Below are 22016 nucleotides of genomic sequence, written 5' to 3'. Positions count from 1 at the left end.
GGCATTCCTCAACCCCGCGGCGCACCCGCCGCCCAGCCGAAACGGATCCCGTCATGACCGACACCGAATCATCCGCATCCAATCACCCTGTAAAGCGTGTCACCGTACGCCGCGGTCGCAGGCAGTGGCGCAACGTGCCGACGCGGGCGCTGGCGGTGGCCATCCGCCAGGGCAAACTGCGCCGCGACGACGAGTTTTCCCTCGACGGCACGCGCTGGAGCCGACTGGACGCGAACCCAAAGCTGGCTGCCCTGTTTCCCGAACCGGCGGGGGCGAACGTGTTTCATCCTGCCACGCCGCCGAAAGTGGAAGCGCAGTTGGACGAACTCGCCCGCCTCATGCGCGACATCAATCAATAAACCCGGAAACGCATGGAACCCATCTCAACGCTTCTCGTTTTATTGCTGGTGGGAGGCGGAATCTGGTTTTTTCTTAAAAAAGGCAAGGGGACCCTTGTGCCCGGCCCCAATGTGGTATCGGTCCTGAGGCAACTCGGCAACGAATATAAAATCATCGAGAATGCCACCGTGCCCACCCCGGACGGCATCATTCAAATCGATTACCTGGTGGTATCGCCGTACGGCCTGTTTGTCATCAATGAGCGTAACGATTCCGGCCGTGTGCGTGTGCAGGCGGGTCAGCGCGAATGGGAAGTTCGCGGCATGGGCGGCGGGCTCATTTACAACCCGCTGTGGCGCAACCGGCAGGCCATCAACCACATTGAAAACAAGCTGGGCGATCTGCCCATCGCGTCGCTGGTGGTGTTCCCGAATGCGAAACTGGAAGGGATTCCGGACGGAGAGGTGGTCACCGGACGGCAATTACTGCCTGCCATCCGAAAGGCACGGCACGAGGTTTTGAGTGAGGAACAGCAGGAGTCGGTGCTGACGTGGTTCGGCGGACGGTGAAGATTGGGACGGAATTCAGACGATGAGGTCGATCAGGCTTCCCGTTGAAGACCCCTGGGAACCGCTGACCGTGAGGTTCAGCAGGTTGAGCAGGGATTGCGTTTGTGCTTCCGAGGCTTTGAGGGCCAGTTTCAATGCCTCTGTGGAAGTCTGTACCGCTTGTGGCGCGTCACTGGCGGCAGTTGAGGTGCTTATGGAATCAACCATAATGCGAGTCCTTGGATGTGGATAAAATCTTCCCTTATCTCTGCTTTACGGCAGGTTGTGAGAAAACTTGAGGGTTTTTTTGTCGGAAATATAAAAAAAGCCATGTTTTTTGGCCGGGGGCAGCATCCGGACCTTGGACGGGGCCGGGCCTTGGGATACAATTCCTTTTCATAAAATTATTTACAGACTGGATTTTGAAGGAACGAGCATTATGAAGATGCGTTGGACGTGGTGTTGGATTACCTGTGGATTGATCCTGTCGGCCCTGGCTGGCCCGGCGTGGGCGGGGGACGATTTCAAAACCGGCAGCAAGTTTTATAAAGGCGGGGCGCCCAAGAACTGTCCCATCGAAAAAACCACCATCTGCACCATGGAGATCTGGCTGGAGTTCAAGCACAAGAAGAACAAAAAGCAGTTGTGGCAGGTGCTCAAGGACAAACACATCAAGGTGCTGGGCCACACCATCCAGTTCTGGCGGCCGCGCGGCGGGCATCCGCCGACCAACATCGCCATCGGTGGCGGTCTCAGCGCGGAAGACGCCCGCTGGGCCATCGAGTTCGCCCTGAAGTACAATGACAACATCGACGGCCTCATCTTCCAGCGCCTGAATCCGCCGCATTACGTGGCCGTGGCCACTTCCGCCTGGGACGCCAAATCCGAGACCAAGATCACCCCCGAACAACTGGAGCAGTTGCGCGATCCCAAGCTGACCACCCCGGAGTTCCACGCGCTGTACGTGGAACTGACCGGGGAGAAGGAAAAGGGGATGCCTTTTTATTAATTTGCCGGAGCTTCTGCAAACCGACGGGGCCCGTTTTAACGCTTTGGTCGGTCCGTTGGCTTTCCTGTGAAAAGTTTGACAAATTTTTATGGATTTGATAGAAGCAACACTTCTGGCACCGATTGGGTCCCACCGGTTCAAATATTTGTTTTTTCGTATAAAAGGCAGGGACGTTATACAAGGGACGTATCCCGGGCGTCCACTTCCAGGTTCTCTGAATCCTGTCCACCACTTTCATATCTATAAGGAAGGTCCGGCACCATGCCTGATTTAGGTTGGATCCACATTCTCGTTGCTCAGGCGGAGGGGCAGCAACCCGAGCCCCCCGGCGGCGCGCTTTCGTTTCTGCCGCCGCTCATCATCATGTTCCTCATTTTCTATTTCGTGCTCATCCGCCCGGAACAGAAAAAGCAGGCCAAAGCCCGCCAGATGCTCAACGAGCTGAAGGAAGGCGAGAACATCATCACCCTGAGCGGCATTCACGGCACCATCAAGAAGATCAAGGATGACGTGGTGACACTCCAGGTCGCGGACAACGTGCGCATCAAGATCGAGCGTTCCGCCATCGGCCGCGTCAAGGGCACCGGCGAATCCCGCCCCGAAGGCAAAAAAGACAAAGATAAAGACAAAGACGAAAAAGACAAAGACAAAGAGTGAGTTTCTGACGGCCTGATATGTTTCGCGATCTCAAATGGAAAATCCCGCTGATCTTTGCCGTGCTTTTGGGCGCGGTGTGGCTGGCGTACCCGGTGGATGAGAAGATCAACCTCGGGCTCGACCTGCAGGGAGGCATGCACCTGGTGCTGGAGGTGCAGACCGAAAAGGCGGTGGAGAGCGCGCTGGAACAAAGGGCCGACGACATCAAGCGCGCCCTGCAGGATGAGGACATCGAGCTCGAACGTGTGTTCGCCCTGCAGGAGGACATGACCGTCCACATCATCCTGGTCGATACGATCGACACCCCCACCACGACCGAAGCGGTCAAGAGCTATCCCAACATGAAACTGCTGGGCACGGAGCGGGACGGGCTGGAACTGATCTACCAGGTCACAAAAGAAGAGATCAAATTCATCAAGGAAAACGCGGTTCAGCAGGCGCTGGAAACCATCCGCAACCGCGTGGACCAGTTCGGCGTCTCGGAACCCGCCATCCAGGTTCAGGGCGAGCGGCGCATTCTGGTGCAACTGCCGGGCATCGAGGAACCGGAGCGGGCCATCAACCTGATCGGCAAAACCGCGCGGCTGGAGTTCAAGGCCGTGGATGAGTCGATGAGTCCCCAGCAGGCTCTGAATGAAGGCGCCCCCATGGGGAGTGAGGTGCTGTACCAGCGCATCGAAAACGAGGAAACCGGCGAAGTGACCAAGGAGCCTTTCCTCATAAAAGAACGTCCCATCATGACCGGTGACACCCTCACCGCCGCGGAAGTCCGCTTCGACAACCAGTTCAACGAACCGTACGTCGCGCTCACCTTCAACAGCCTGGGCGGCCAGCAGTTTTACCAGCTTTCAAAAGACCACCTCGGCAAGCGCGTTGCCATCGTTCTCGACAACAACGTCTATTCCGCGCCGGTGATCCGTGAAGAGATTCCCGGTGGCCGCGCCCAGATCACGGGACGCTTCACCACCAACGAAGCGCGCGATCTGGCCATAGCGCTTCGTGCAGGCGCGCTGCCGGCGCCGGTGGTCATTCTCGAAAACCGCACCATCGGCCCGTCCCTCGGCCGCGACTCGGTAGAAGCGGGCGTGACCTCGATCGCCGCCGGATTTGTGATGGTGCTGATTTTCATGATGATCTACTACCGCCTGTCGGGCGTGATCGCGGTGACCGCGCTGTTCCTGAACCTCGTGTTGTTGCTGGGGGCGCTTGCGTATTTCGGCGCTTCGCTCACATTGCCGGGCATCGCGGGCATCATACTGACCGTCGGCATGGCGGTCGACGCCAACGTGCTGGTCTTTGAACGCATTCGCGAGGAAATCCGGATCGGCAAACCCGTCCGCGCCGCCATCGACGCGGGCTTCGCCAAGGCACTCAGCACCATCGTGGACGCCAATGTCACCACGTTCATTGCGGCGATCGTCCTGTTCCAGTTCGGAACCGGCCCGATCAAGGGGTTCGCCATCACGCTCTGCATCGGCATCGCGGCCAGCATGTTCACCGCGGTGTTCGTGAGCCGCACCATTTTCGATTCCGCCATGGCGCGGAAAAAGATCAACACCCTCAGCATCGGCTAGAGAGACCCAAACAGGCATATGGAACTGATCAAAAAAGAAACCCGATTCGATTTCATGGGCAAGATCAAGGGAGCCATCATGTTCTCCGGCCTGTTGATCCTGATCAGTCTCGCCTCCATCGCCGTGCAGGGGGGACTCAAGTACGGCATCGACTTCTCCGGCGGCACGCTGGTCCAGTTGCGGTTTCCCACTCCTCCATCCATCGACAGCATCCGTGCCGGATTGAAGGATGTCGGACTGGGCGACAGCACCATCCAGGAATTCGGCACGAAGAACGATATCCTCATTCAGCTCGAAGGGTCCGAAGAACAATTGCAGGAGATCGGCTCGCAGGTGACCAGTGCACTGGAAAAAAGCCTGGGCATCACTGGAATCGAGGTGGAGCGCGTGGAGATGGTCGGTCCCAAGGTGGGTCAGGACCTGCGGCAGAAAGCGGTGCTGTCCATCATCTATGCCATCATCGGCATCGTCATTTACATCTCCTGGAGGTTTGAGTTCCAGTATGCAATCGCCGCCATCATCGCGCTCATTCACGACGTCACCATCACCATGGGCGCGTTTTCGGTGATGGACAAGGAGTTCACGCTGGTCATCGTCGCCGCCTTCCTGACCATCATTGGTTATTCGTTGAACGACACCATAGTCGTGTTCGACCGCATCCGCGAGAACACCCGCCGGCGCGGCAAGGAAACGCTGGCCTCGTCTATCAACACCAGCATCAACCAGACCCTGAGCCGCACGCTTTTGACTTCCGGCACCACCCTGCTCGTGGTGCTGGCCCTGTTTTTCCTGGGCGGCGAGATCATTCACGACTTCTCCTTCGCTCTGCTGGTGGGCATCGCCATTGGCACGTATTCCTCGATCTTCATTGCCAGTGTGTTTCTGGTGTTCTGGGAAGCCCGCTCCAAGCGCCCGAAAAAAGCCTGACATCGGCCCATCCCCGTCTCCGGTTCCACCGATCCGGTCCCGAGTTCCCGCTTCCGGGATATAAGTTGCAATGCCCGCAAGGTGCGTGCTAAATTTGATCCCAAGACAGACATTCGTTAAATACCCATAAATACGGCGTTCCATGAACCCTCAATTACAAAAACTGGTCATTATCCAGCAGATGGACAACGAAATCGCCGAAATTCAGGAACTGGTGGACCTCATCCCCAAACAGGTCGCGGCGGGGGAGAAGGAACTGGAAGGCAAAAAAGGCGCGCTGAACGCCCTTCAGCAGGAAATCGAAGAGCTCAAGAAGAAACGAAAGCAGTGCGAACAGGATGTGCAGGCGGAGCAGGACCGTATCGCCAAGACCAGGGCCAAGCTGCCCACGGTGAAAACCAACAAGGAGTACAGCGCCATCCTCGCGGAAGTGGACGCCATCAAGGTCAAGATCGACGGCATCGAGGAAAAGGAGCTGGAGGTCATGGAGGCGCTTGAGGAGAAGGAAGCTCAGATCCCGGACCTCGAAAAGGAGTTCAACGGCGAGCGCCATAAGTTCGACGAATACAAAAAGAAAAAAGAAGAAGAACTGAGCCGCACCCAGGCGGAATTGCAGGGGCTTCAGGACAAACGCCAGGAGGCGGTCCAATCCGTCGATGCCAGAATGGCGGCGCATTACGAAAAACTGCGCAAGGCCCGCGGCGTGGCGGTGGTGAAAGTCGAAGGCGAGGTGTGCCAGGGATGCCATCAGCAGATTCAGCCGCAGGTGGCACTGGAGGTGCGGACGTCTCCCGACAAAATTCACCAGTGCCAGTTCTGCGACCGGTACCTGTATTTCATTCCCAAACCGGAAGAAGAGGAAACCGAAACGGCGGTGTCGAAGTAAACCGGATGATCGCCGTCCCGCGCCAGCGGGAGGGAGGAAAGTCCGGGCTCCACAGGGCAGGATACTCCGTAACGCGGAGTGGGGGCGACCTTAAGGAAAGTGCCACAGAAAACAAACGGCCCACCCGCAGGTTCGCCTGCGGCGGCAAAGGTGAAAAGGTGGGGTAAGAGCCCACCAGTGCCGCCGGTGACGGCGGCAGCTGGCAAACCCTATCCGGAGCAAGATCAAATAGGAAAGCGCATGAGGGCGGCCCGTCCGATGCTTTCGGGTTGATCGCTCGAGCCTGTCGGCAACGGCAGGCCTAGATTGATGATCATCGCTCCGTGCTCCGGCACGGAGAACAGAACCCGGCTTACAGGTTTACTTCTTGCCGTCCAGCTTCCGGTCGGCCGCGCCGTTTCGGCGACTTCTTCTTCGATTGCATTTTCATTCCCGGCTGTGGCCCCGGCCACAGGGACTCCAAACCAGATTGTTCCGGCCCCGGGACGGCCAATCTCTTTTTCGGTTTCAATCCAATATGCATTTCCCTTTTTTTCGTTCCAGAAAGTATATCTTTGTTTTGGCCATGATACTGTTTGCGGGCGGGTGTATGATCCTGCCGACGCAAACCCTCGAGCAGGCGGTCATCTACAACAACCAGAAGGAAGTGCGGCGTCACCTGAATGAAGGCGTCGAGGTCAACAAGCCCGGCACGGAAGGCAAAACCCCCCTCCACTTTGCTGCTGAAAAAGGCCGCGAGGAGGTCACCCGTATCCTGCTCGACCGCGGCGCCAACGTGAACGCACGCGACAACGACAAGCGCACGCCTCTCCATCTGGGTTCGTTTGAAGGCAACGAAATAGTGGTGAGAACCCTGCTCGAGAACGGCGCTGACCTGGATGCCATCGACGACAACGGCCGCAACGCCCTGCACCACGCCGCGCTCAACGGACGCCAGCGTGTGGCGCTCAGTCTCATCAACCGCAAGCTGGCGGTCGATCAGGCGGACAACAAGGGGTACACACCGTTGTACCTGGCAGTTCTGGGAAACGAAACGGAGATGGTGAAATTCCTGATCCAGAAGGGAGCCTCGGTGAACCCGCCGGGGCCGTCGCCCATCATGGCTGCCGCCCGCCAGGGCAATGATAATATTGTGGGCATCCTTCTCACCCATCGCGCTCCGCTGTACGGTCCGCCGCAGGCCGAGGACACGCCGCTCCACATCGCCGCGCAGAAAGGGCATTTCCACGTGGTGGGGGTGCTGCTGGACCGGGGTGCGGATGTGCATCGCAAGAACAAGGCGGGCAAAACGGCCTTGTATTATGCGGTCGATTCCAACCACAGCACGGTGGCGGAAATGCTGATCGACAAAGGGGCGGATCCCAACCAGCAGGTGCCGGAAGGCAGTCTTCTGCACGTCGCGGCGGAAAAGGGAAATTACAGCGTTGCCGATACGTTGATCGAAAAAGGCATCGACTTGCGCGCCAAAAACGGGAACAACCAGGAACCACTGGATGTCGCCATCGAACACGCCCACCAGAATATCGCCGACCTCATCACCGCCGAACTGGTGAAGCGCAAACAAGCTGGGCAATGATCACGCATTAAAAAAGAAAAAGCCGTCCCGGTCGGGACGGCTTTTTTTATGTTTAAGAGGTCAGGGGATGAATTCCCAGAAGGTCAAGCCTTTGAGGGAACGTTTCACCAGTTTGCCGCGCTGGTAGATGGGACTGCCGCGGATCAGCCGGTAGATGTCCGAGATCACCGACTTGTTGTCGCCGAAGTAGGAGTGCCCGATCAGGTTGGTGTCCAGGCGGGAGACGTCGATGGAATCCAGCCCGGGCAGGGTGAGGATGCCGCCGGTGGAGTCGCCCGCCCGCCGGTACCCGTTCACCTCCCGAGAGATGATGAGCGCCTGGTCGCGGCTCGATGCGTACAGCGTGGTGCGGGCCGTGATGCGTTTGAACTCGGAGAACAGTTTTTCGAACTCGATCTGGTCGATGTCCGGCGCGGCGAGGATGACCTCGTTGAAGATCGGGCTTTCCTGTTCCTTCATCTCCAGTGCGAGGTCGTGCAGGGCGTTGGTGAGTGCCACGCTCCCCATGCTGTGCGCCACCAGGTACACCGACTTCGCCTGTGTTCCCTTGTGCAGGGTTTTTAAAAACATGCGAAGGTCAATAGCGGCGGCACGGATGCGGTTGGCGTCCTTGATGTAATCCTGTGCCTGCCCGTTTGACGGCCAGCTGAAAACGACCGATGTGCCGTCGAATTCCAGGTCATAAGCCAGTTGTGCGGCGCGCTGCACGGCGTATTCGAAGGTGTTGTTGAAGCCGTGCACGAAAACCAGCATTGCCGGGTGCTCGGCCAGACTGCCGTTCAACCGTTCCAGGAAGACTTCCCGGGGCAACCTTCCCGCGTTTCTCAGGATCACGTGTTTTTTGGGATCCTCTTTTTCCAATTGAACTTCGAAGATGGTCAGCGGCGTGGTGAGGCTTCCTTTGCTGCGCATCTTCGGGTCGGTGGGCACGGAGATGGTGGCGACCCCGTACTCCAGTTCGTCCGCCGCATCGCCGCCGTAAAACTTGGGGGAGATCTTGACGCCAGTGTACTTGCGCGTGGTTCCGTAAAAAACGTTTGTTACGACAAATCCTTTTTGCTGCTTGGCCGTGTCCTCAAACAGCGGCATGGTGGAACCGATCTCCTCGGTGCCGCTCGGAGCGTGCACTTCCGGCTGTTCGAACTGCGGTTCTTCCAGCGACCCGATCTCAGCTGAAACCGTGGGGTGTCCGGTTTCTTCCATTTGGGGTTTCGAGGGTGAGAATGATTCTGTTGATTTCTTCTCAAACGCTTCATCGCCGGGAAACTTTTTCTTGAGGGCGGCGACCGAATCCGACTTCGTCTTGGGTTTGCTGGTTTCCGTTTTCGATTGCGAAGTTTCCGTAGCGGAAGAAGATACGGGGCTTTTGTTGATTTGCCACGATCCGGTCTGCGTGCAGGCCAGCCAGAAGGGGACGACTGCCAGCAGGCAGATGATTTTGAATACAGGTTTGGATTTCATCGGGACACTCCTTCTGCATGCGGGGTGACGGATGAGGTCAGGACGCGGCCCCATTATAAGAAATTGGCGGGGAATTGTAAGAGGATTCCTGTGAGGAACCGCTGAGATGGATCTGGAATAGTGCCCACGGACCATCGCCGTGACTACCGGGCAGTAGCCCATGGCCTCCCCACGTGGCGGGGCCCTCCCGGCGGGGCCGGGGTCAGGAGAGGTCGAACTTGAGTTTGAGTTCCTTGAGTTGTTTGGGGTCGATGGCGGAGGGAGCCTGCGTCATCAGGCACGTCGCCTTCTGCGTTTTGGGGAAGGCGATGACGTCGCGGATGCTCGCGGCACCGCAGAGGATGGTGGCGATGCGGTCCAGCCCGAAGGCGATGCCGCCGTGCGGCGGCGCGCCGTACTGCAGCGCTTCGAGGAGGAAGCCGAACTTCGCCTGCGCTTCTTCTTTGTCGATACCGAGCAGGCCGAACATTTTTTCCTGAACCTCCTGATTGTGAATACGGATACTGCCCCCGCCAATCTCGCTGCCGTTCAGCACGAGGTCGTACGCACGTGCCCGCATGGAGCCGGGGTCCGATTCCATCTTGCCCAGATCCTCTTCCATGGGTGAGGTGAACGGATGGTGCATGGCGACGTAGCGTTTTTCGGTCTCGTCCCATTCCAGCAGGGGGAATTCCGTCACCCACGCAAAGCGGATGAGGCTGGTGTCGATCAGGTTCAGGTGCTTGCCGATGGCGAGGCGCAGGTGCGCCAGCGAGTCGGCGACGATGCGCGGCGTGTCGGCGGCGAACACGATGGTGTCTCCCACCTCCGCGCCCAGCTTCGCCATCATCGCGTCCAGCATTTCCTTCTTGAAGAATTTGGCGATGGGCGACTGCAGACCGTCGGCGTTGACCTTGATCCATGCCATGCCCTTGGCCCCGTAAGTCTTGGCGACCTCGGTCAGGTCGTCGAGCACCTTGCGCGACAGCGCTTCCGAACTTTTCTTGGCGTTCAGCGCCCGCACCTGCCCGCCGTTCTTGAGCGCTTCGGCGAACACCTTGAAGTCGGTGCCCTCGACTTCTTTGGAGAGGTCGACGATCTCCAGATCGAACCGCAGGTCCGGCTTGTCCGAGCCGTAGCGGTCGATCGCGTCCTGGTATTTCAGGATCGGGAATGGCGTCGGGATGTCGATGCCCTTCACCTCTTTATAAATGGTCTTCATCATCGACTCGATCAACTGGAACAACTGAGGCTCGTCGATGAACGACATCTCCATATCGATCTGCGTGAACTCCGGCTGACGGTCCTGGCGCAGGTCCTCGTCGCGGAAGCATTTGGTGATCTGGAAATAACGGTCGAGCCCGGACACCATCAGGATCTGTTTGAACAACTGCGGCGACTGCGGCAGGGCATAGAACTTTTCCGGGTTGAGGCGGCTCGGCACCAGGTAGTCGCGTGCGCCTTCCGGCGTGCTCTTGGTGAGCATGGGCGTCTCGACTTCCGTGAAGTCCGCTTCATGCAAAACGTTCCGCACCACGCGGGTGATGTCGTAGCGCGTTTTCAGATTGCGTTGCAGGTCCGGCGAGCGCAGGTCCAGGTAACGGTGTTTGAGACGCAGGGCTTCGGAGACTTCCGCTTCCTCCCAGCCGGGGAAGGGGGGCGTCTCGGATTTGTTCAGGATGGCGAGGTCGGCGACATACACCTCAATGGCGCCGGTCTCCAGTTTCGGGTTCACCATGCCTTCCGGGCGTTTTCTCACGGTGCCGGTGACGGCGATGACGTAATTGCCACGGAGGGACTGCGCTTCCTGGTGCGCGAGCTGGTCGATCTGCGGATTCAGCACAACCTGGGTGAGGCCGCGCTTGTCCCAAAGGTCGATGAAAATGAGCCCACCGTGGTCGCGGCGGGTGTGCACCCAGCCGCACAGGGTGACGGTTTTATCGAGGTCGCCCTCGCGCAATTCATTGCAATGGTGGGTCCTTACGAATTTCTGGGTCATGGAAGCGGTGGTGGAATCGGTTTAAATGGCTGAAAAATTGAAGCCAACAAGTTACTCAAATTGCCGCGCGGTTGCAAGGGGATAATTGCCGGAGTTCGGGGGGGAGCTCACGGTTCTTCGGAACGCGTTCCGTCCGGCGTGGTGGAATCCTCCCCGCCTTCCTCCGGAGGTTCCTCAGTGGCGGTGGCCGTCTCCTGCCGGGCCTGCTCGGCTTGCAACTGCTGACGGCGGGCTTCCAGTTCCGCTTTCTGCTTTTCGCGTTCCTTCTTGCGTTGCTGGTACTCGATGACCATCTGCGGTTTCACCTTGATGGCGACGGGGATGTTCACCGTGCCGCAGGACCGCACGCACACCCCGCAGCCGGTGCACACGTCCTTGTGGATAGTGGGCCGGTTCTCGCGGTCCTGCGTGATGGCCCCCGGGATGGGGCAGTCGATCAGGCACTGCTGGCAGAAACCGTCGCCGTAGGCCTGGCATTTTTTCTTATCCAGAATGGCGTACCCCATCTCGACGTCGCGCGGGCCGCCCGGCACCGGCAACAGCGCGCCTTCCTCGCAGGCGGCGATGCACGGCAGGCCGTCGCACATGACACACGGCACCTTGGCCGGATCGATGTACGGCGTGTCCATGATGAGGAAGCCCATCTTTTTCGGCACCTTCAGGATGGCGTCCTTCGGGCAGGCGTTGACGCAGTCACTGCACCGCGTGCAGGCGTTCAGAAACTCGCGCTCGGAGATCGCCCCCGGCGGGCGCAGCAGGGGAGGGCGCTTGGTGATCCTGTCGAAGGCGGTGTTGACCTTGTCGATCTTGCCCTGGATGTTGTCTACCGTCGGCTTGGCAAAGAAGTGGACACTCTGCCGGAGCATGTAGCGCCGATCCATTTCCTTGTCATCCGGATCGCGTTCCTCCTCTTCCTGCGGGATTTCCGTTGAAGCGTCGTGTGCTTCCAGTTCCGCCGATCGCGCGGTTGTGTCTTCGGCTCCTGTCGGTATCGCCACGCCGTCTGGGGATTCCCCTTCCACTTTGACAGTGGGCTTTGGCGGGGCTTTCGGTTTGGGTTTCGGCTTCGGTTTGGCTTCTTCGAGTTCCAGGGAAGGATAAAAGTATTCCTTCACGCGGCGGAAGAACCCTTTTTTCGGCTTCGGTTCTTCCTCGACCGCCGTATCGGATGCAGGCTCTGCGATGGCGTCCGCAACGGCTTCCTCCGCACCCGAATCGGCTGCCGCCTCGGCGACGCCGGTCTCGCCGGTCTCGATGCCCTCTTCGACTTTTGCTTTTTTCTTCTTCTTGCGTTTTTTCTTTTTGGTGGGGTTTTTTTCGGCTTCGAGGCGTTCGGATTCGTCCGAGTATTCCTTCAACCGGTTGAGGTGGGAGAACAGGCCGCGGCGGGAGAATTCGGATTCCTCAATGGGTTTCTTCACCGCATCCTTGAAGCGGCGGACCGCTTCAAATTCCATATCGCTGGAAGTCAAGTCGCCGCGCTGGTCCTCGGAGACGTGGTCCTCGTTGGTGCGGATCTTCGGGGGCAGCTTCTTGCCCTTGAATCTTTCCTTGTTGAGGCGGTAGCGGAGCGACATGACGGTTCTATCCTAAAGCGGAAACCACGATAAAGGAACGGAGCTCAATCGGCGGGGTCCCAGCCCATGTCCCGGGCGATGTTCTTGTAATCGTGCCAGTTCTGCGCGTCGGCATTTTCCAGCATGTATTCGTCCGTGGCCAGCACCAGCGGATGTCCTTTGTTGACGAAGGACTGCACCGTAGGGAACCGCAGGAGGAAAATGGTGACGGCGATGCGCGCGAGGTCGCGGATGTCCGGTTCGTCCATGATCTGCTTGATGATCTCATCGGCGTTGTCTGCGGTGACGTTCTGGAACAACTCCGAGGTTTTGCCCTCCAGATCCGGATGCGTGTCGCAAATGTTGGCCGCTTCCAGCTGCAATTCCAGGATGCGTTCGTAATCCTCTTCGTCGAACTCGCCGTCCATCTTGCCCTGTTCCCAGGCGGACCCTTCCTTGTTGCGGTTGCCCGGTTCGTCTTTACGTTCGGCGGTTTCACAAAATGCCAGATTTGCTTCGTCGAGCATGATCTTGGCTTTGATTTCGGGGTTGGTATCGTTTCCTGCCATGATTCTGTTTTCCACTCCTCTTCGCGGGTGTTGCCGGTTTCGGATCCGGCCTGCGGCCCTGCGCCCTGCGGGACGTCAACGGGACCCAAAACAAACCGTTAACTCGGGACTCTTCAATAAAACCCATCCTAGCACAAGTGCTTGGCCCGCCGGAATCAAAACCCGGTGCGGGGGACAGGGGGGTGGCCACGGTCCGACGGGGGCCGAGGGACCCGGAAAATTCCATGAATTTTCCATATCCGGTCAGAATTGATCCTCCAAATATGATAGCATATGGCCGATACAAAATAGGAAGTGGAATCACTTGATAAACCTATCCTTTCCGGTCGGCGCCCGATCGCGGGGCGGTTTGGATTTTCATACATTCCGACAGGCCATGAATAAAAAAGTGATGCTCATCTTTCCGCCGGAATGGGTGCCTACAGCCCCTTATCTGGCTTTGCCCAGCCTGGCGGCGGTTCTCCGCCAGAACGGCATCCCCACCGTGCTCAAAGACATCAACGTCGAGGCGTTCGACCATTATTTCACCCGGGATTATCTGGAGTTTGTCCGGGAGCGTATACAGGCTCGTCTGATGCGCTTGATGGAAAAAGAGCAGAAAGAAGGGCTGACAGACGAGGAACGTCAGCTCAAGGAAGGGTTCATCCAGTACACCTACGTGGACATTCCGCACCATGCGAAAAAGGTTGAGCGCGCCAAGGAAATCACCCGGGGACCGGAGTTCTATGAAGTGGAAAAGCTGGAATGGGCGCTCAATGCCTTCCGCGAGGTGATGGAGTTCATCTCCATTTCCTATTACCCGGCTTCGATCAATTTTTATCCCATCGAGAGCAACCTGAACGTGTACCGGCCGTGGGTGTCGGAAGACCTGTTCCGCGCCCCGCACGACCGCGACGTGAATATTTACATCGACCTGTGCGAGCGGCTGGTGTACCCGGCGATCGATGAGGAACAGCCGGACGTCGTCGGCATCTCCATCGGCACGCCGGTGCAGTTGATGGCGGGCATGACGTTCGCCCAGCTCATTCGCAAAAAGTATCCGAGTATTCATGTCACCGTCGGCGGCAACATCACCACCCGCCTGAAGGACGAAATCGCCAAAAAGCCGAAATTTTTCGACCGCGCGTTCCACTCGCTCGTCGCCTACGAGGGCGAACACGCGCTGGTGGAACTGGTGCGCGCGCTGGAAGACGGTCGCCCGCTCTCCGACGTGCCGAACCTGATCTGGAAGGACGAAACCGGTCAGGTGCGGGTGAACGACAAGCTCCACACCGAGCGCGTCAACGAACTGCCGATCCCGGATTTCGACGGCATGCCGTTCGACAAGTATTTCGTGCCGGACAAGATCCTGCCGTACCTCGGCACGCGAGGCTGTTACTGGGGCAAGTGCACCTTCTGCGATCACGGCGCGGGGTACATCGACCAGTACCGCGCCAAGCACGCCGACCGCATCATCGAAGAGCTGAAGGAGATGAAGGAGAAGTACCAGGCCAAGCACATTTTGTTCACCGACGAATCGTTCCCGCCGGCACTGTTCCGCAAACTGCCGCCGATGATGATCGATGCCAAACTCGACCTGTTCTGGACGACGCTGATCCGCTTTGAGGAATCCCTGCTGGACCCGGAATGCTGGGAGATGGCGGCGAAGTCCGGCTGCCGCAGTCTTTACTTCGGGCTGGAGTCGGCCAACGAGCGCATCATCAAACTGGTCAAGAAGGACACCAAGATCGACGTCGCCATCAAGAACCTCAACGAGGCGAAGCGCGTTGGTATCTGGAGCCATGTCATGGGCTTTTTCGGGTTCCCCAGCGAAACGCAGGAGGAAGCCGAAGACACGCGAAGGTTCCTGCTCGACAACCAGGACATCATTCACTCGGTGGAGATGTATTTCTTCGTGCTCTACAAGCACGCGCCGGTGTGGGACATGATGGAGGAGACGAAGATCGACGTGCAGGTGAACCCGGAACACGACCTGGCGCTCGACTACTACTACACGCCGGAGAACGGCCTCTCCATCCCGGAAGCGATGCAACGCTACGAGCAGTTTTACCGCGACGACTACGATCCGTGGGCGCTGCGCGTCAACGCCCGCGAGCACGTGTACCTGTACATCACCCACTACGGCACCAACGACCTGCCGCAGCTCTACGTGCGCAACCATCCCGAATCCCAAACCCAGATGGCCCCCGAAGTCATCCTGTAGTCGGCCACGCCAATGGGGGAGTAGGGCTGAGCCCGGAGGCGGCGGATGAATTTGGAAATGGGCGTTGAGCAAAATCCTGCCGGTTCTCCCTTCGGAGAAGGTGGAAGCCCCCAGCAGGTTTGCCGTAGCGAAATCTTTCCTTATTTCTTTTCCACGAAGAAGACGGTGACGTCCGGGTTGGCCTGGTTTTCGGGGCACATCTTGAGGTGTTGCTGGAAGAAGGGCATCTCGACGATGCGGTCGGCGTTGAGCACGTTCAGCCCATACGCATCGAGCAGCCCCTTGAGCGGCCACGGTGCCACCAGAAACGCCAGCCCGCCCGGCGCCAGCACCTGGACCACCGACATCAGGATCTTCTCGCAGATGTCGCGGTCGGTGTGGTAGAAAAACGGGACCCATTTGTAGACCAGGTCGTACTGTTCCTGGTACGCCTTCTCGACGTGCGTTTCTTCTTTCAGGAACCGCACCCGCCTCACGTTCTCCAGCTGGTTGCGGGACGCCGCGTAGTTCCACAACTCCTGCGCGTTTTTCTGCGCGAACTCGGGATCGCTGTACAGCACCACGTATTCCCGGTCCCGCGTGCAGTCAATGCATCCGGCGATGACCGTGTCGAACGTGTGCACCAGCACGCGCTGAACTTTTTCGAGCCGCTCGGGCATGTCGTCGTGCTGCTCCATGTAGTGCAGGATCTGGTCCACCGCCATCGGCTGGAGCGTCGGTTCGTGAATTTCCTCGTCGCCGTCCGGGTACACGGGCACGGTGAACAGCACCTTGACCGGATCGATGGTCGGCAGACCGTCGCTGAAAAAATGCCGCCAGCCGAACGGGTGCGCAGGCGGGGATTTGGGCTGGCTGTCCTCCACCGTCACCTGCCATTCGGCATCGAGCGCGATCTCGCGCGTGTCCGCGCCGTCGTGCAGGATCACCCTGCCCCCCATCACCTCCAGGTACCGCTGGCAGGGTCCACTTCCCTGCGCCGTGTTGATGTACGGCACCGCCACTGCGTCGTCCACCACCGACACCTTGTACAGGAACCCGTCCTGCACCGTGACGCTGACGTTGTGCTGGTCGTGGAAATAACGCCACGGCGGATTGGCGCGCGGCGTCCACTCGATTTCATGCGAGCGGTCGGGGTTGAGAAATACGTTCAGGATGTCCTCGCTCTTCGGGCCCTTCGGCTCGAAAAATGCGTTGAAGATGTTGAACGCCTCTTTCGACGGATAGGTCGGCAGGCCGCGGTAACGGAGCGGCGGCAGTTCTTCCTCACGCGACTGGTCTTCATAGAGACCCCAGATGAACTCGAAGGCCGCGCCGCCGGTGCCGGGCAGGGTGGACTGGAACAGCTCGACCACCGGGATCAGGTCCAGCCGGTCCCAGTTGACGGTGAACATGTAGCTGATGAACACGGTCTTTTCCCAGCCGCCCTCGATGAGGACGTACAGCCCGTCCTTGAACAACTGCACGTCGTACTCCCCTTTGCCGACTTCCACGAAGTTTTCGTCGTGGTAAAAATACTTCACCTCCGAGTAGGGCACCCGCCACGCCTGCGACGCGCCTTTCCGCAGGTCGTCCAGCGTCATGCGTTCCCACCCGGGCATGCTGGAGATGTTGATGCGGTTGGTGTATTTCTTGGCGCGCGGCCGGATGCCCACCCACTGACGGCAGTCCAGCTGCATACGCACGTGCTTGAACCGCGACTCGCCGGAGGCGGCGTCCGCCTGCCATTCCACCTCGTGCAGGGTGTGGCCCTGCGGGTCGGTCATGAGGAACCGTTTGCCTTCCTGCGTGTAAAAGACCCGATGCCCGGTGGGGTAGCGCTTGATGCGTGTGGTGGCGGCGGAAGGGGTTTCGCCCGCATGCCAGTATTCCGACCCGTCTTCCGCCGTGTGCCGAAGACCGGGCAGGGATTGTTGAAGCGATTCGAGTTCCGCCTGGCTGGTGGCGAAGGCCACGTTGCCCGGCCGCTGGAGTGCGTCCAGGAAAGTTTTGGGGTCGGTCACGGGATTGCCTTTGAACAGGTTAAATTTCCGGCGATTATAGGGAGGGGCCGGGGGTGTGTCAATCGCGCAACCGGCTTTTGAGGGTCTGCTGCCGCGGCTTTCCGACAGTGGGGGAGCTTTTATTGACACCCCCCTCCGGGCTCTCTATAATCCCTTTTGTTTCCAATGAATTCAGATTTTTACATCCGGTCTGGAGACTTGCCGGATGCGGGGTGCTTTTTCTTTATAAATCAGTGAGAGGTTGCATGGAAACCAAGGAATCCCAAAAGAACGACCCGCGCGGCGAAGGCCGCAAATACGAAAAGATGGGCCTGTCCTGCCTGCAGAAAAACCAGCTCGTGGAAGCCGAATCTCATTTCATGACCGCCCTCGATCACATGAAGCAGGCGGGCGACGAACTGGGGCAGGCCTACGTGCTTGGCAACCTGGGCAACCTGAATTTTCAAAGCAAGCGTTTTGACAAGGCGGAGGAGTTTTATTCCGAATCGCTGACGCTCATGGAAAAGCTGAATGACCGCATGGGCATCGAAAGCACCCTTGGCAACCTCGGTCACGTCAATCTATACAAAGGCGATCTCGACAAGGCGGAGGAGCATTACGCGAAAGTGCTCAAGCTGGTGGAGGAAGACAAAAACGTGCAGGCACAGGTCCTCTACAGCGAAAACCTGGGCAACATCGCCCTGCAGAAAAAGGATTTCGCCGCGGCGGAAAAATATTTTGAAACCGCGCGCTCGGCCCTGCTGTCGCAAAAAGAAGACGCCGACAAACTGAGCTTCGTCGAAGAACAGCTCAAAGCCCTGCGCGCTCACCCGGATTACCTCGCCTCGAAAGAAGAGGCCGCCTGGCCGGAGATCGAGAGGCTGAAAAAGGAAAACCGCACGCAGGAACTCATCCAGAAATACCAGGATCTGGAAGAGATGTTCTACCAGGCCCAGCGTTTCGACAAGGTAACGGAAATCACCCGGAAAATCGTGGAGGTGCTGGAAAACCTCAACGATAAACAGTCCATCGCCATCAGTTACGCCAACCTGGGCGGGACGCTGATGCAGGAAGGTGTCTCCGGCAAGCCGGAATACCTCGATCCGGCGGAAGAGAATTTCCTCAAGGCCCTCGAATACATCGAGGAGAACCAGGACCAGAAACGCAAATCCTACCTGCTGGGCAACCTGGGGGTCATTCAACTGCATAAAAAGAACCTGGACAAGGCCGGGGAGTATTACGAACAGTCGCTCAAACTGATGATCGACCTGCGCGACCAGCTGGGCGAGGCCCGCGGCTACGCCAACCTGGGCCGTGTGGAGAGCCTGAAGGAAAACTGGGACGGGGCGATTGGGCAGTTCGAGAAGTCGCTTGAGATCATGGAGAAGCTGGAAAACCGGCCGGGCATGGCCCAGCAGTACGAGGCGCTTGGCGAAATCTACCTCAAGAAGGAAGACCTTGAGAAAGCCGAAGATTTTCTGCAACGCGCACAGGCCATGTACGAAGCGCTCAAGGACACGCAGGGCCTGGCCATCGTGCAGGACCGGCTGGTGTACATCGTCAGCCATCCCAAAATGCTGGAGAAGCGCGAGGCGGAAATTTCAAGTGACCTGAAAGACGCAGAGAGCAGGCAGGACGACAACCGGCGCATCGCCGCGCTCAAGGAACTCAGCAACGTGTATTTTCTGGCCAACGACCTTGACAAGGTGCAGAAAACGCTGGAAGACGCGCTGGCGATCCAGGAAAAGATCAAGGACGAAGGCGGGCGCAGCAACACCCTGGCCAATCTGGCGAGCGTGTGCGAGCAGAAACAGGAGTTGGAGAAAGCCGATTCCTTTTACGAACAGGCCATCGCCATCCGGGAAGAACAGTCGAAGGAGCACCCTGGCCTGCCCGATCTGTACAGCAATCGTGTTCATGTCCTGCTTCAGCTCAACCGGCTGGAAAAAGCGGAGAAGGTGGTCAACCAGTCGCTCAAGGTCAACCGCAAACGCAACAACACGAAGGGGCTCATCAGCGATTACCGCAATCTCGGAAACCTGAGTCTGCAGAAAACCGACTGGGCCGCCGCCGAGAAAAATTACCTCGCAGCGTTGGAGCTCAACAAGCAGGCCGGAAACAAACGCGAGATGGCGGAGGATTACCGCAACCAGTGCAACCTCTACCTGCAGAAGGAAGACTGGAAACAGGCGGAGAAGTACTGCAAAAACGCCCTCGAGATCGCCGAGTCACTGCAGGACATCCGCAACGCCTGTTACGATCACCGCACGCTGGCCACCATTTACAACGGACTCAACGAGCGTGCCAAGGAGGAGCCGCATTACAAGGCCGCCCTGGAGTATTCGCGCAGGATGAACGATCCGAAAGAAATATGTATCGATCTGCGCAATGTGGGCAACATCAACATGGAAAAGGGGTACACCGAGAAAGCCGAACAGAGTTTGATGGAAGCGCTGGACCTGTCTCAGAAATACCTCGAGAAAAGCGAGCAGGCGGAGAACTACCGCAGTCTCGGCAACTACTTCTTCCGGCGCGGCAACCATCCCGAAGCGGAAAAGCATTACCTGAAGGCGCTCGAATACACCCGGGAGTTGGACGACAAGGTGGGGATGGCGAAAGACTGCACCTTTATGGGCAACCTCAAATTCCGCAGCCAGAATTACGAGGAAGGCGACGCGTACTTTGTGCAGGCGTCCGACTTGTTCCGGCAGGCCAAGCACATTCCCAACCTCGTGCAGTTGTACATGACCGTCGCCCGGCTCAACCTGGCGGAGTCGCGCAAGGACGAATGCGAAAAGTACCTGAAGCACGCCGAGGAGGTGGCGAAGGAACTGGGCAATCCGGAGAAGTTGATGGCGTCCATCGAGCACCTGCGGAAAATGACCGAGCGCATCGACAAGAAATAAAAAAAAGCGGTGCAAACGGGTTCCGGGGGAAGGCAACCGCCTCGCCAGACCCTTTGACCCATGGAAGAGAATGGGCGCTGCAAAATTTGAGAGTTTCATCGAAGGCTTGGAAATGAGGTTTCCTGTCAACCCTGAAATCCAGGTTTTCTGATATTGAGGTTTTGAGTCCTTAATAGGTTGACTTAAAAGGGGTTATGGGTAATTTCCCCGGCCTGTATATCTGAATTTAAAGGTGTGTTCCCCCGTCTGGTTTGTTTTCGCAGGCGGGCTTTTTTCAAGGGTTGGGGGCGTTTCCATAATGCCTTGACAATTGGCCCGGCATATATAAAAATCGCAGGTACTAAACACGTCTTGGGTTTTTAAATAGAAGGGTTTAACACTTCCGCGGGAATGAAAGACCATGAAAGTTACTTATAGTCCGCAGTTGATGGAGGAATCCGTTTTTCGCCATTTGAACCACCTGGAACGATCCGGATTTCGCGCCGAATACGATGAATTTCATTCCTTGGCTGACCCCATCTACGAACTTCCGGAAGACGACCGGGAAGAAGCGTTTGAAAAGGTCAATGAACTGTTTTTCCGGGAAAAATTGCGCCTGGGCGATCATGTTTTGAAGGCCCTGGAGGTGTGCGGTTTGATTCCCAAGCGCAAGCGCCAGGACAGCCGCCAGCCTGCGGCCGTCGCCGAGCTTCCCGGTGGGGCTTCCTCATCGGCGTCCGGGGAGTCAGAAGAGGATTCTGAAAGCGAAAATGAAGAAGGCGAAGCCGTTGCCACAGGGGAAGAAGCTGAGGCCGTGGGCATGAATGCCGAGGAAGCTTCTCTGGAAGACGACACCCCGGCCTCCAATATCGAGGAGGTGGAGCGCCACGTCGAATACGAGGACGAGGGCCGCCAGTTCGAGGAAAAGATCAAGGAGATCATGGTCAAGCGGGCCATCAACAAGGTGGACGAAGGCTCCAACGTGCTCAACCGCGTCTCCGGCCTGCCGGTCATCGAGATGCGGGTCCTGGCCAGCCGCTTTGCCAACCCCGAGGAGCATGAAGAACTGGAAGCCTTCCTGATCCACGAATTCATGCACGCCCGCGACATGATGGACCCGGAGTTCGACTACGAAGACGCTTTCATTCCGGGTAACCCGTCGGTCAAGAACCTCATCACCGCCCGGTTCCGCCTGCTGTGGAACGTTTACGTGGATGCCCGGCTGGCCAAAAAGAAAATCAAGTCGGTCATGCCCAAAGAAGCGCGTTACCGGGAATTCGACAACTACTACCGAAAAATACCGGAAGAACAACGCCGGGGTATTTTCGAAGGCCTGTGGAACACGGAATCGGTCACCCATGAGGAACTGCTTTCCATGGCTACGGACCTTGAAACCCTGATCAGCAAATACATTGATTACACCGAGGACTTCACCCCCGAGGACCAGGAATACATCCACCTGCAGGGTTCCCCCTGTCCGTTGTGCAAATTCCCGACCTACAACTGGGTGGACGATCCGGCAAGTGTCTGCGACGAGATGGTGATTGAAGCCATCCAGATCGATTTTCCCGATTGGGAGAGCAAGGACGGGGCCTGCGACCGCTGTATCGAGGTGTACGAACTGCGTGCGGGAACGTCCTGATAAAGGATTTCACTTTAACCGTTGCGGTCTGGTAAAATCTAGGGATCGCATGGAGCATTGACAACCCAGGGAAACTGGTCGAATCGGGACCGGTTGCAAGGGAGGTTACAAGATGCCTGAAGTCTATAACTGGCAGTTGGGTCGCATGATGACCTATGTGTACGAGGAGAAGCATCCGAAGGAGCAGTTCACGTTCGTATTCAATACGAATCGTTGTATTGCGTGTC

17 protein-coding genes and 1 other RNA gene are annotated in these 22016 nt (G+C 57.9%); 12 read left to right on the top strand and 6 right to left on the bottom strand.

The annotated features are described in order from the left end of the window. The first annotated feature begins 53 nt into the window (after positions 1-53). Positions 54-359: a hypothetical protein gene (locus ACTRW9_RS00090; RefSeq protein ID WP_442427836.1), complete on the top strand. Its 306-nt coding sequence runs from the start codon at positions 54-56 to the stop codon at positions 357-359. Between the two features lie 12 nt (positions 360-371). Then, positions 372-908, top strand: a complete 537-nt coding sequence (locus tag ACTRW9_RS00085; RefSeq protein WP_442427835.1) for a nuclease-related domain-containing protein — start codon at positions 372-374, stop codon at positions 906-908. A 15-nt stretch (positions 909-923) separates the two neighbouring features. Here ACTRW9_RS00085 and ACTRW9_RS00080 read toward each other — a convergent pair whose 3' ends face one another. Then, positions 924-1115 carry a hypothetical protein gene (locus ACTRW9_RS00080; RefSeq protein WP_442427834.1) on the bottom strand — a complete coding sequence of 64 codons (192 nt, stop codon included), beginning with the start codon at positions 1113-1115 and terminating at the stop codon, positions 924-926. Positions 1116-1326: 211 nt separating this feature from the next. Here ACTRW9_RS00080 and ACTRW9_RS00075 point away from each other — a divergent pair, with 211 nt between their 5' ends. The 7 genes from ACTRW9_RS00075 to ACTRW9_RS00045 all read left to right on the top strand — a co-directional run bounded on the left by ACTRW9_RS00075 (position 1327) and on the right by ACTRW9_RS00045 (position 7516). Next, the gene (locus ACTRW9_RS00075) at positions 1327-1896 is read left to right on the top strand and encodes a hypothetical protein (RefSeq protein WP_442427833.1); all 570 of its coding nucleotides are present in this window, start codon (positions 1327-1329) and stop codon (positions 1894-1896) included. A 261-nt stretch (positions 1897-2157) separates the two neighbouring features. After that, positions 2158-2553, top strand: coding sequence for a preprotein translocase subunit YajC (gene yajC / locus ACTRW9_RS00070; protein ID WP_442427832.1), 396 nt, complete (start codon positions 2158-2160; stop codon positions 2551-2553). 17 nt (positions 2554-2570) lie between these two features. Next, positions 2571-4127 carry a protein translocase subunit SecD gene (gene secD / locus ACTRW9_RS00065; RefSeq protein WP_442426357.1) on the top strand — a complete coding sequence of 519 codons (1557 nt, stop codon included), beginning with the start codon at positions 2571-2573 and terminating at the stop codon, positions 4125-4127. A gap of 18 nt (positions 4128-4145) precedes the next feature. Continuing rightward, complete coding sequence (gene secF, locus ACTRW9_RS00060; protein ID WP_442427831.1) at positions 4146-5054, top strand: protein translocase subunit SecF; 909 nt, start codon at positions 4146-4148, stop codon at positions 5052-5054. 142 nt (positions 5055-5196) lie between these two features. Further along, positions 5197-5940: a zinc ribbon domain-containing protein gene (locus ACTRW9_RS00055; protein WP_442427830.1), complete on the top strand. Its 744-nt coding sequence runs from the start codon at positions 5197-5199 to the stop codon at positions 5938-5940. Further along, an RNA gene (gene rnpB / locus ACTRW9_RS00050) (RNase P RNA component class A) lies at positions 5934-6311 on the top strand. Before ACTRW9_RS00055 ends, rnpB begins: the two co-directional genes overlap by 7 nt. A 194-nt stretch (positions 6312-6505) precedes the next feature. Next, entirely contained in the window at positions 6506-7516 is a 1011-nt protein-coding gene (locus tag ACTRW9_RS00045; protein ID WP_442427829.1) for an ankyrin repeat domain-containing protein, read from the top strand. Between the two features lie 60 nt (positions 7517-7576). On the opposite strand, the gene ACTRW9_RS00040 is transcribed toward ACTRW9_RS00045, so the two are convergent. The 4 genes from ACTRW9_RS00040 to ACTRW9_RS00025 form a co-directional block, all read right to left on the bottom strand. Further along, positions 7577-8977 carry an alpha/beta hydrolase gene (locus ACTRW9_RS00040; RefSeq protein WP_442427828.1) on the bottom strand — a complete coding sequence of 467 codons (1401 nt, stop codon included), beginning with the start codon at positions 8975-8977 and terminating at the stop codon, positions 7577-7579. A 202-nt stretch (positions 8978-9179) separates the two neighbouring features. Next, positions 9180-10955 (bottom strand): aspartate--tRNA ligase, encoded by a 1776-nt coding sequence (gene aspS, locus ACTRW9_RS00035; RefSeq protein WP_442427827.1) that lies wholly within the window; start codon positions 10953-10955, stop codon positions 9180-9182. A 107-nt stretch (positions 10956-11062) separates the two neighbouring features. After that, on the bottom strand, positions 11063-12532 hold the full coding sequence (locus ACTRW9_RS00030; protein ID WP_442427826.1) for a 4Fe-4S dicluster domain-containing protein: 1470 nt from the start codon (positions 12530-12532) through the stop codon (positions 11063-11065). Between the two features lie 44 nt (positions 12533-12576). Next, the gene (locus ACTRW9_RS00025) at positions 12577-13080 is read right to left on the bottom strand and encodes a hypothetical protein (protein WP_442427825.1); all 504 of its coding nucleotides are present in this window, start codon (positions 13078-13080) and stop codon (positions 12577-12579) included. Positions 13081-13456: 376 nt separating this feature from the next. Here ACTRW9_RS00025 and ACTRW9_RS00020 point away from each other — a divergent pair, with 376 nt between their 5' ends. Then, positions 13457-15283, top strand: a complete 1827-nt coding sequence (locus ACTRW9_RS00020) for a radical SAM protein (RefSeq protein ID WP_442427824.1) — start codon at positions 13457-13459, stop codon at positions 15281-15283. A gap of 140 nt (positions 15284-15423) precedes the next feature. Here the strand turns inward: ACTRW9_RS00020 and ACTRW9_RS00015 are convergent, their stop codons facing one another. Beyond that, complete coding sequence (locus ACTRW9_RS00015; RefSeq protein ID WP_442427823.1) at positions 15424-17283, bottom strand: hypothetical protein; 1860 nt, start codon at positions 17281-17283, stop codon at positions 15424-15426. 245 nt (positions 17284-17528) lie between these two features. Here ACTRW9_RS00015 and ACTRW9_RS00010 point away from each other — a divergent pair, with 245 nt between their 5' ends. Together ACTRW9_RS00010 and ACTRW9_RS00005 are read left to right on the top strand one after the other, a co-directional pair. Next, entirely contained in the window at positions 17529-20168 is a 2640-nt protein-coding gene (locus tag ACTRW9_RS00010; protein WP_442427822.1) for a tetratricopeptide repeat protein, read from the top strand. A 400-nt stretch (positions 20169-20568) separates the two neighbouring features. Then, complete coding sequence (locus tag ACTRW9_RS00005) at positions 20569-21789, top strand: hypothetical protein (protein WP_442426345.1); 1221 nt, start codon at positions 20569-20571, stop codon at positions 21787-21789. Positions 21790-22016: the final 227 nt, after the last annotated feature.

This window comes from Nitrospina sp. 32_T5, assembly GCF_052156635.1.
Taxonomy (GTDB): Bacteria; Nitrospinota; Nitrospinia; order Nitrospinales; family Nitrospinaceae; genus Nitrospina.
Note: the sequence above shows the minus strand (reverse complement) of the source record. Positions and strands in the feature narration are given on the sequence as shown.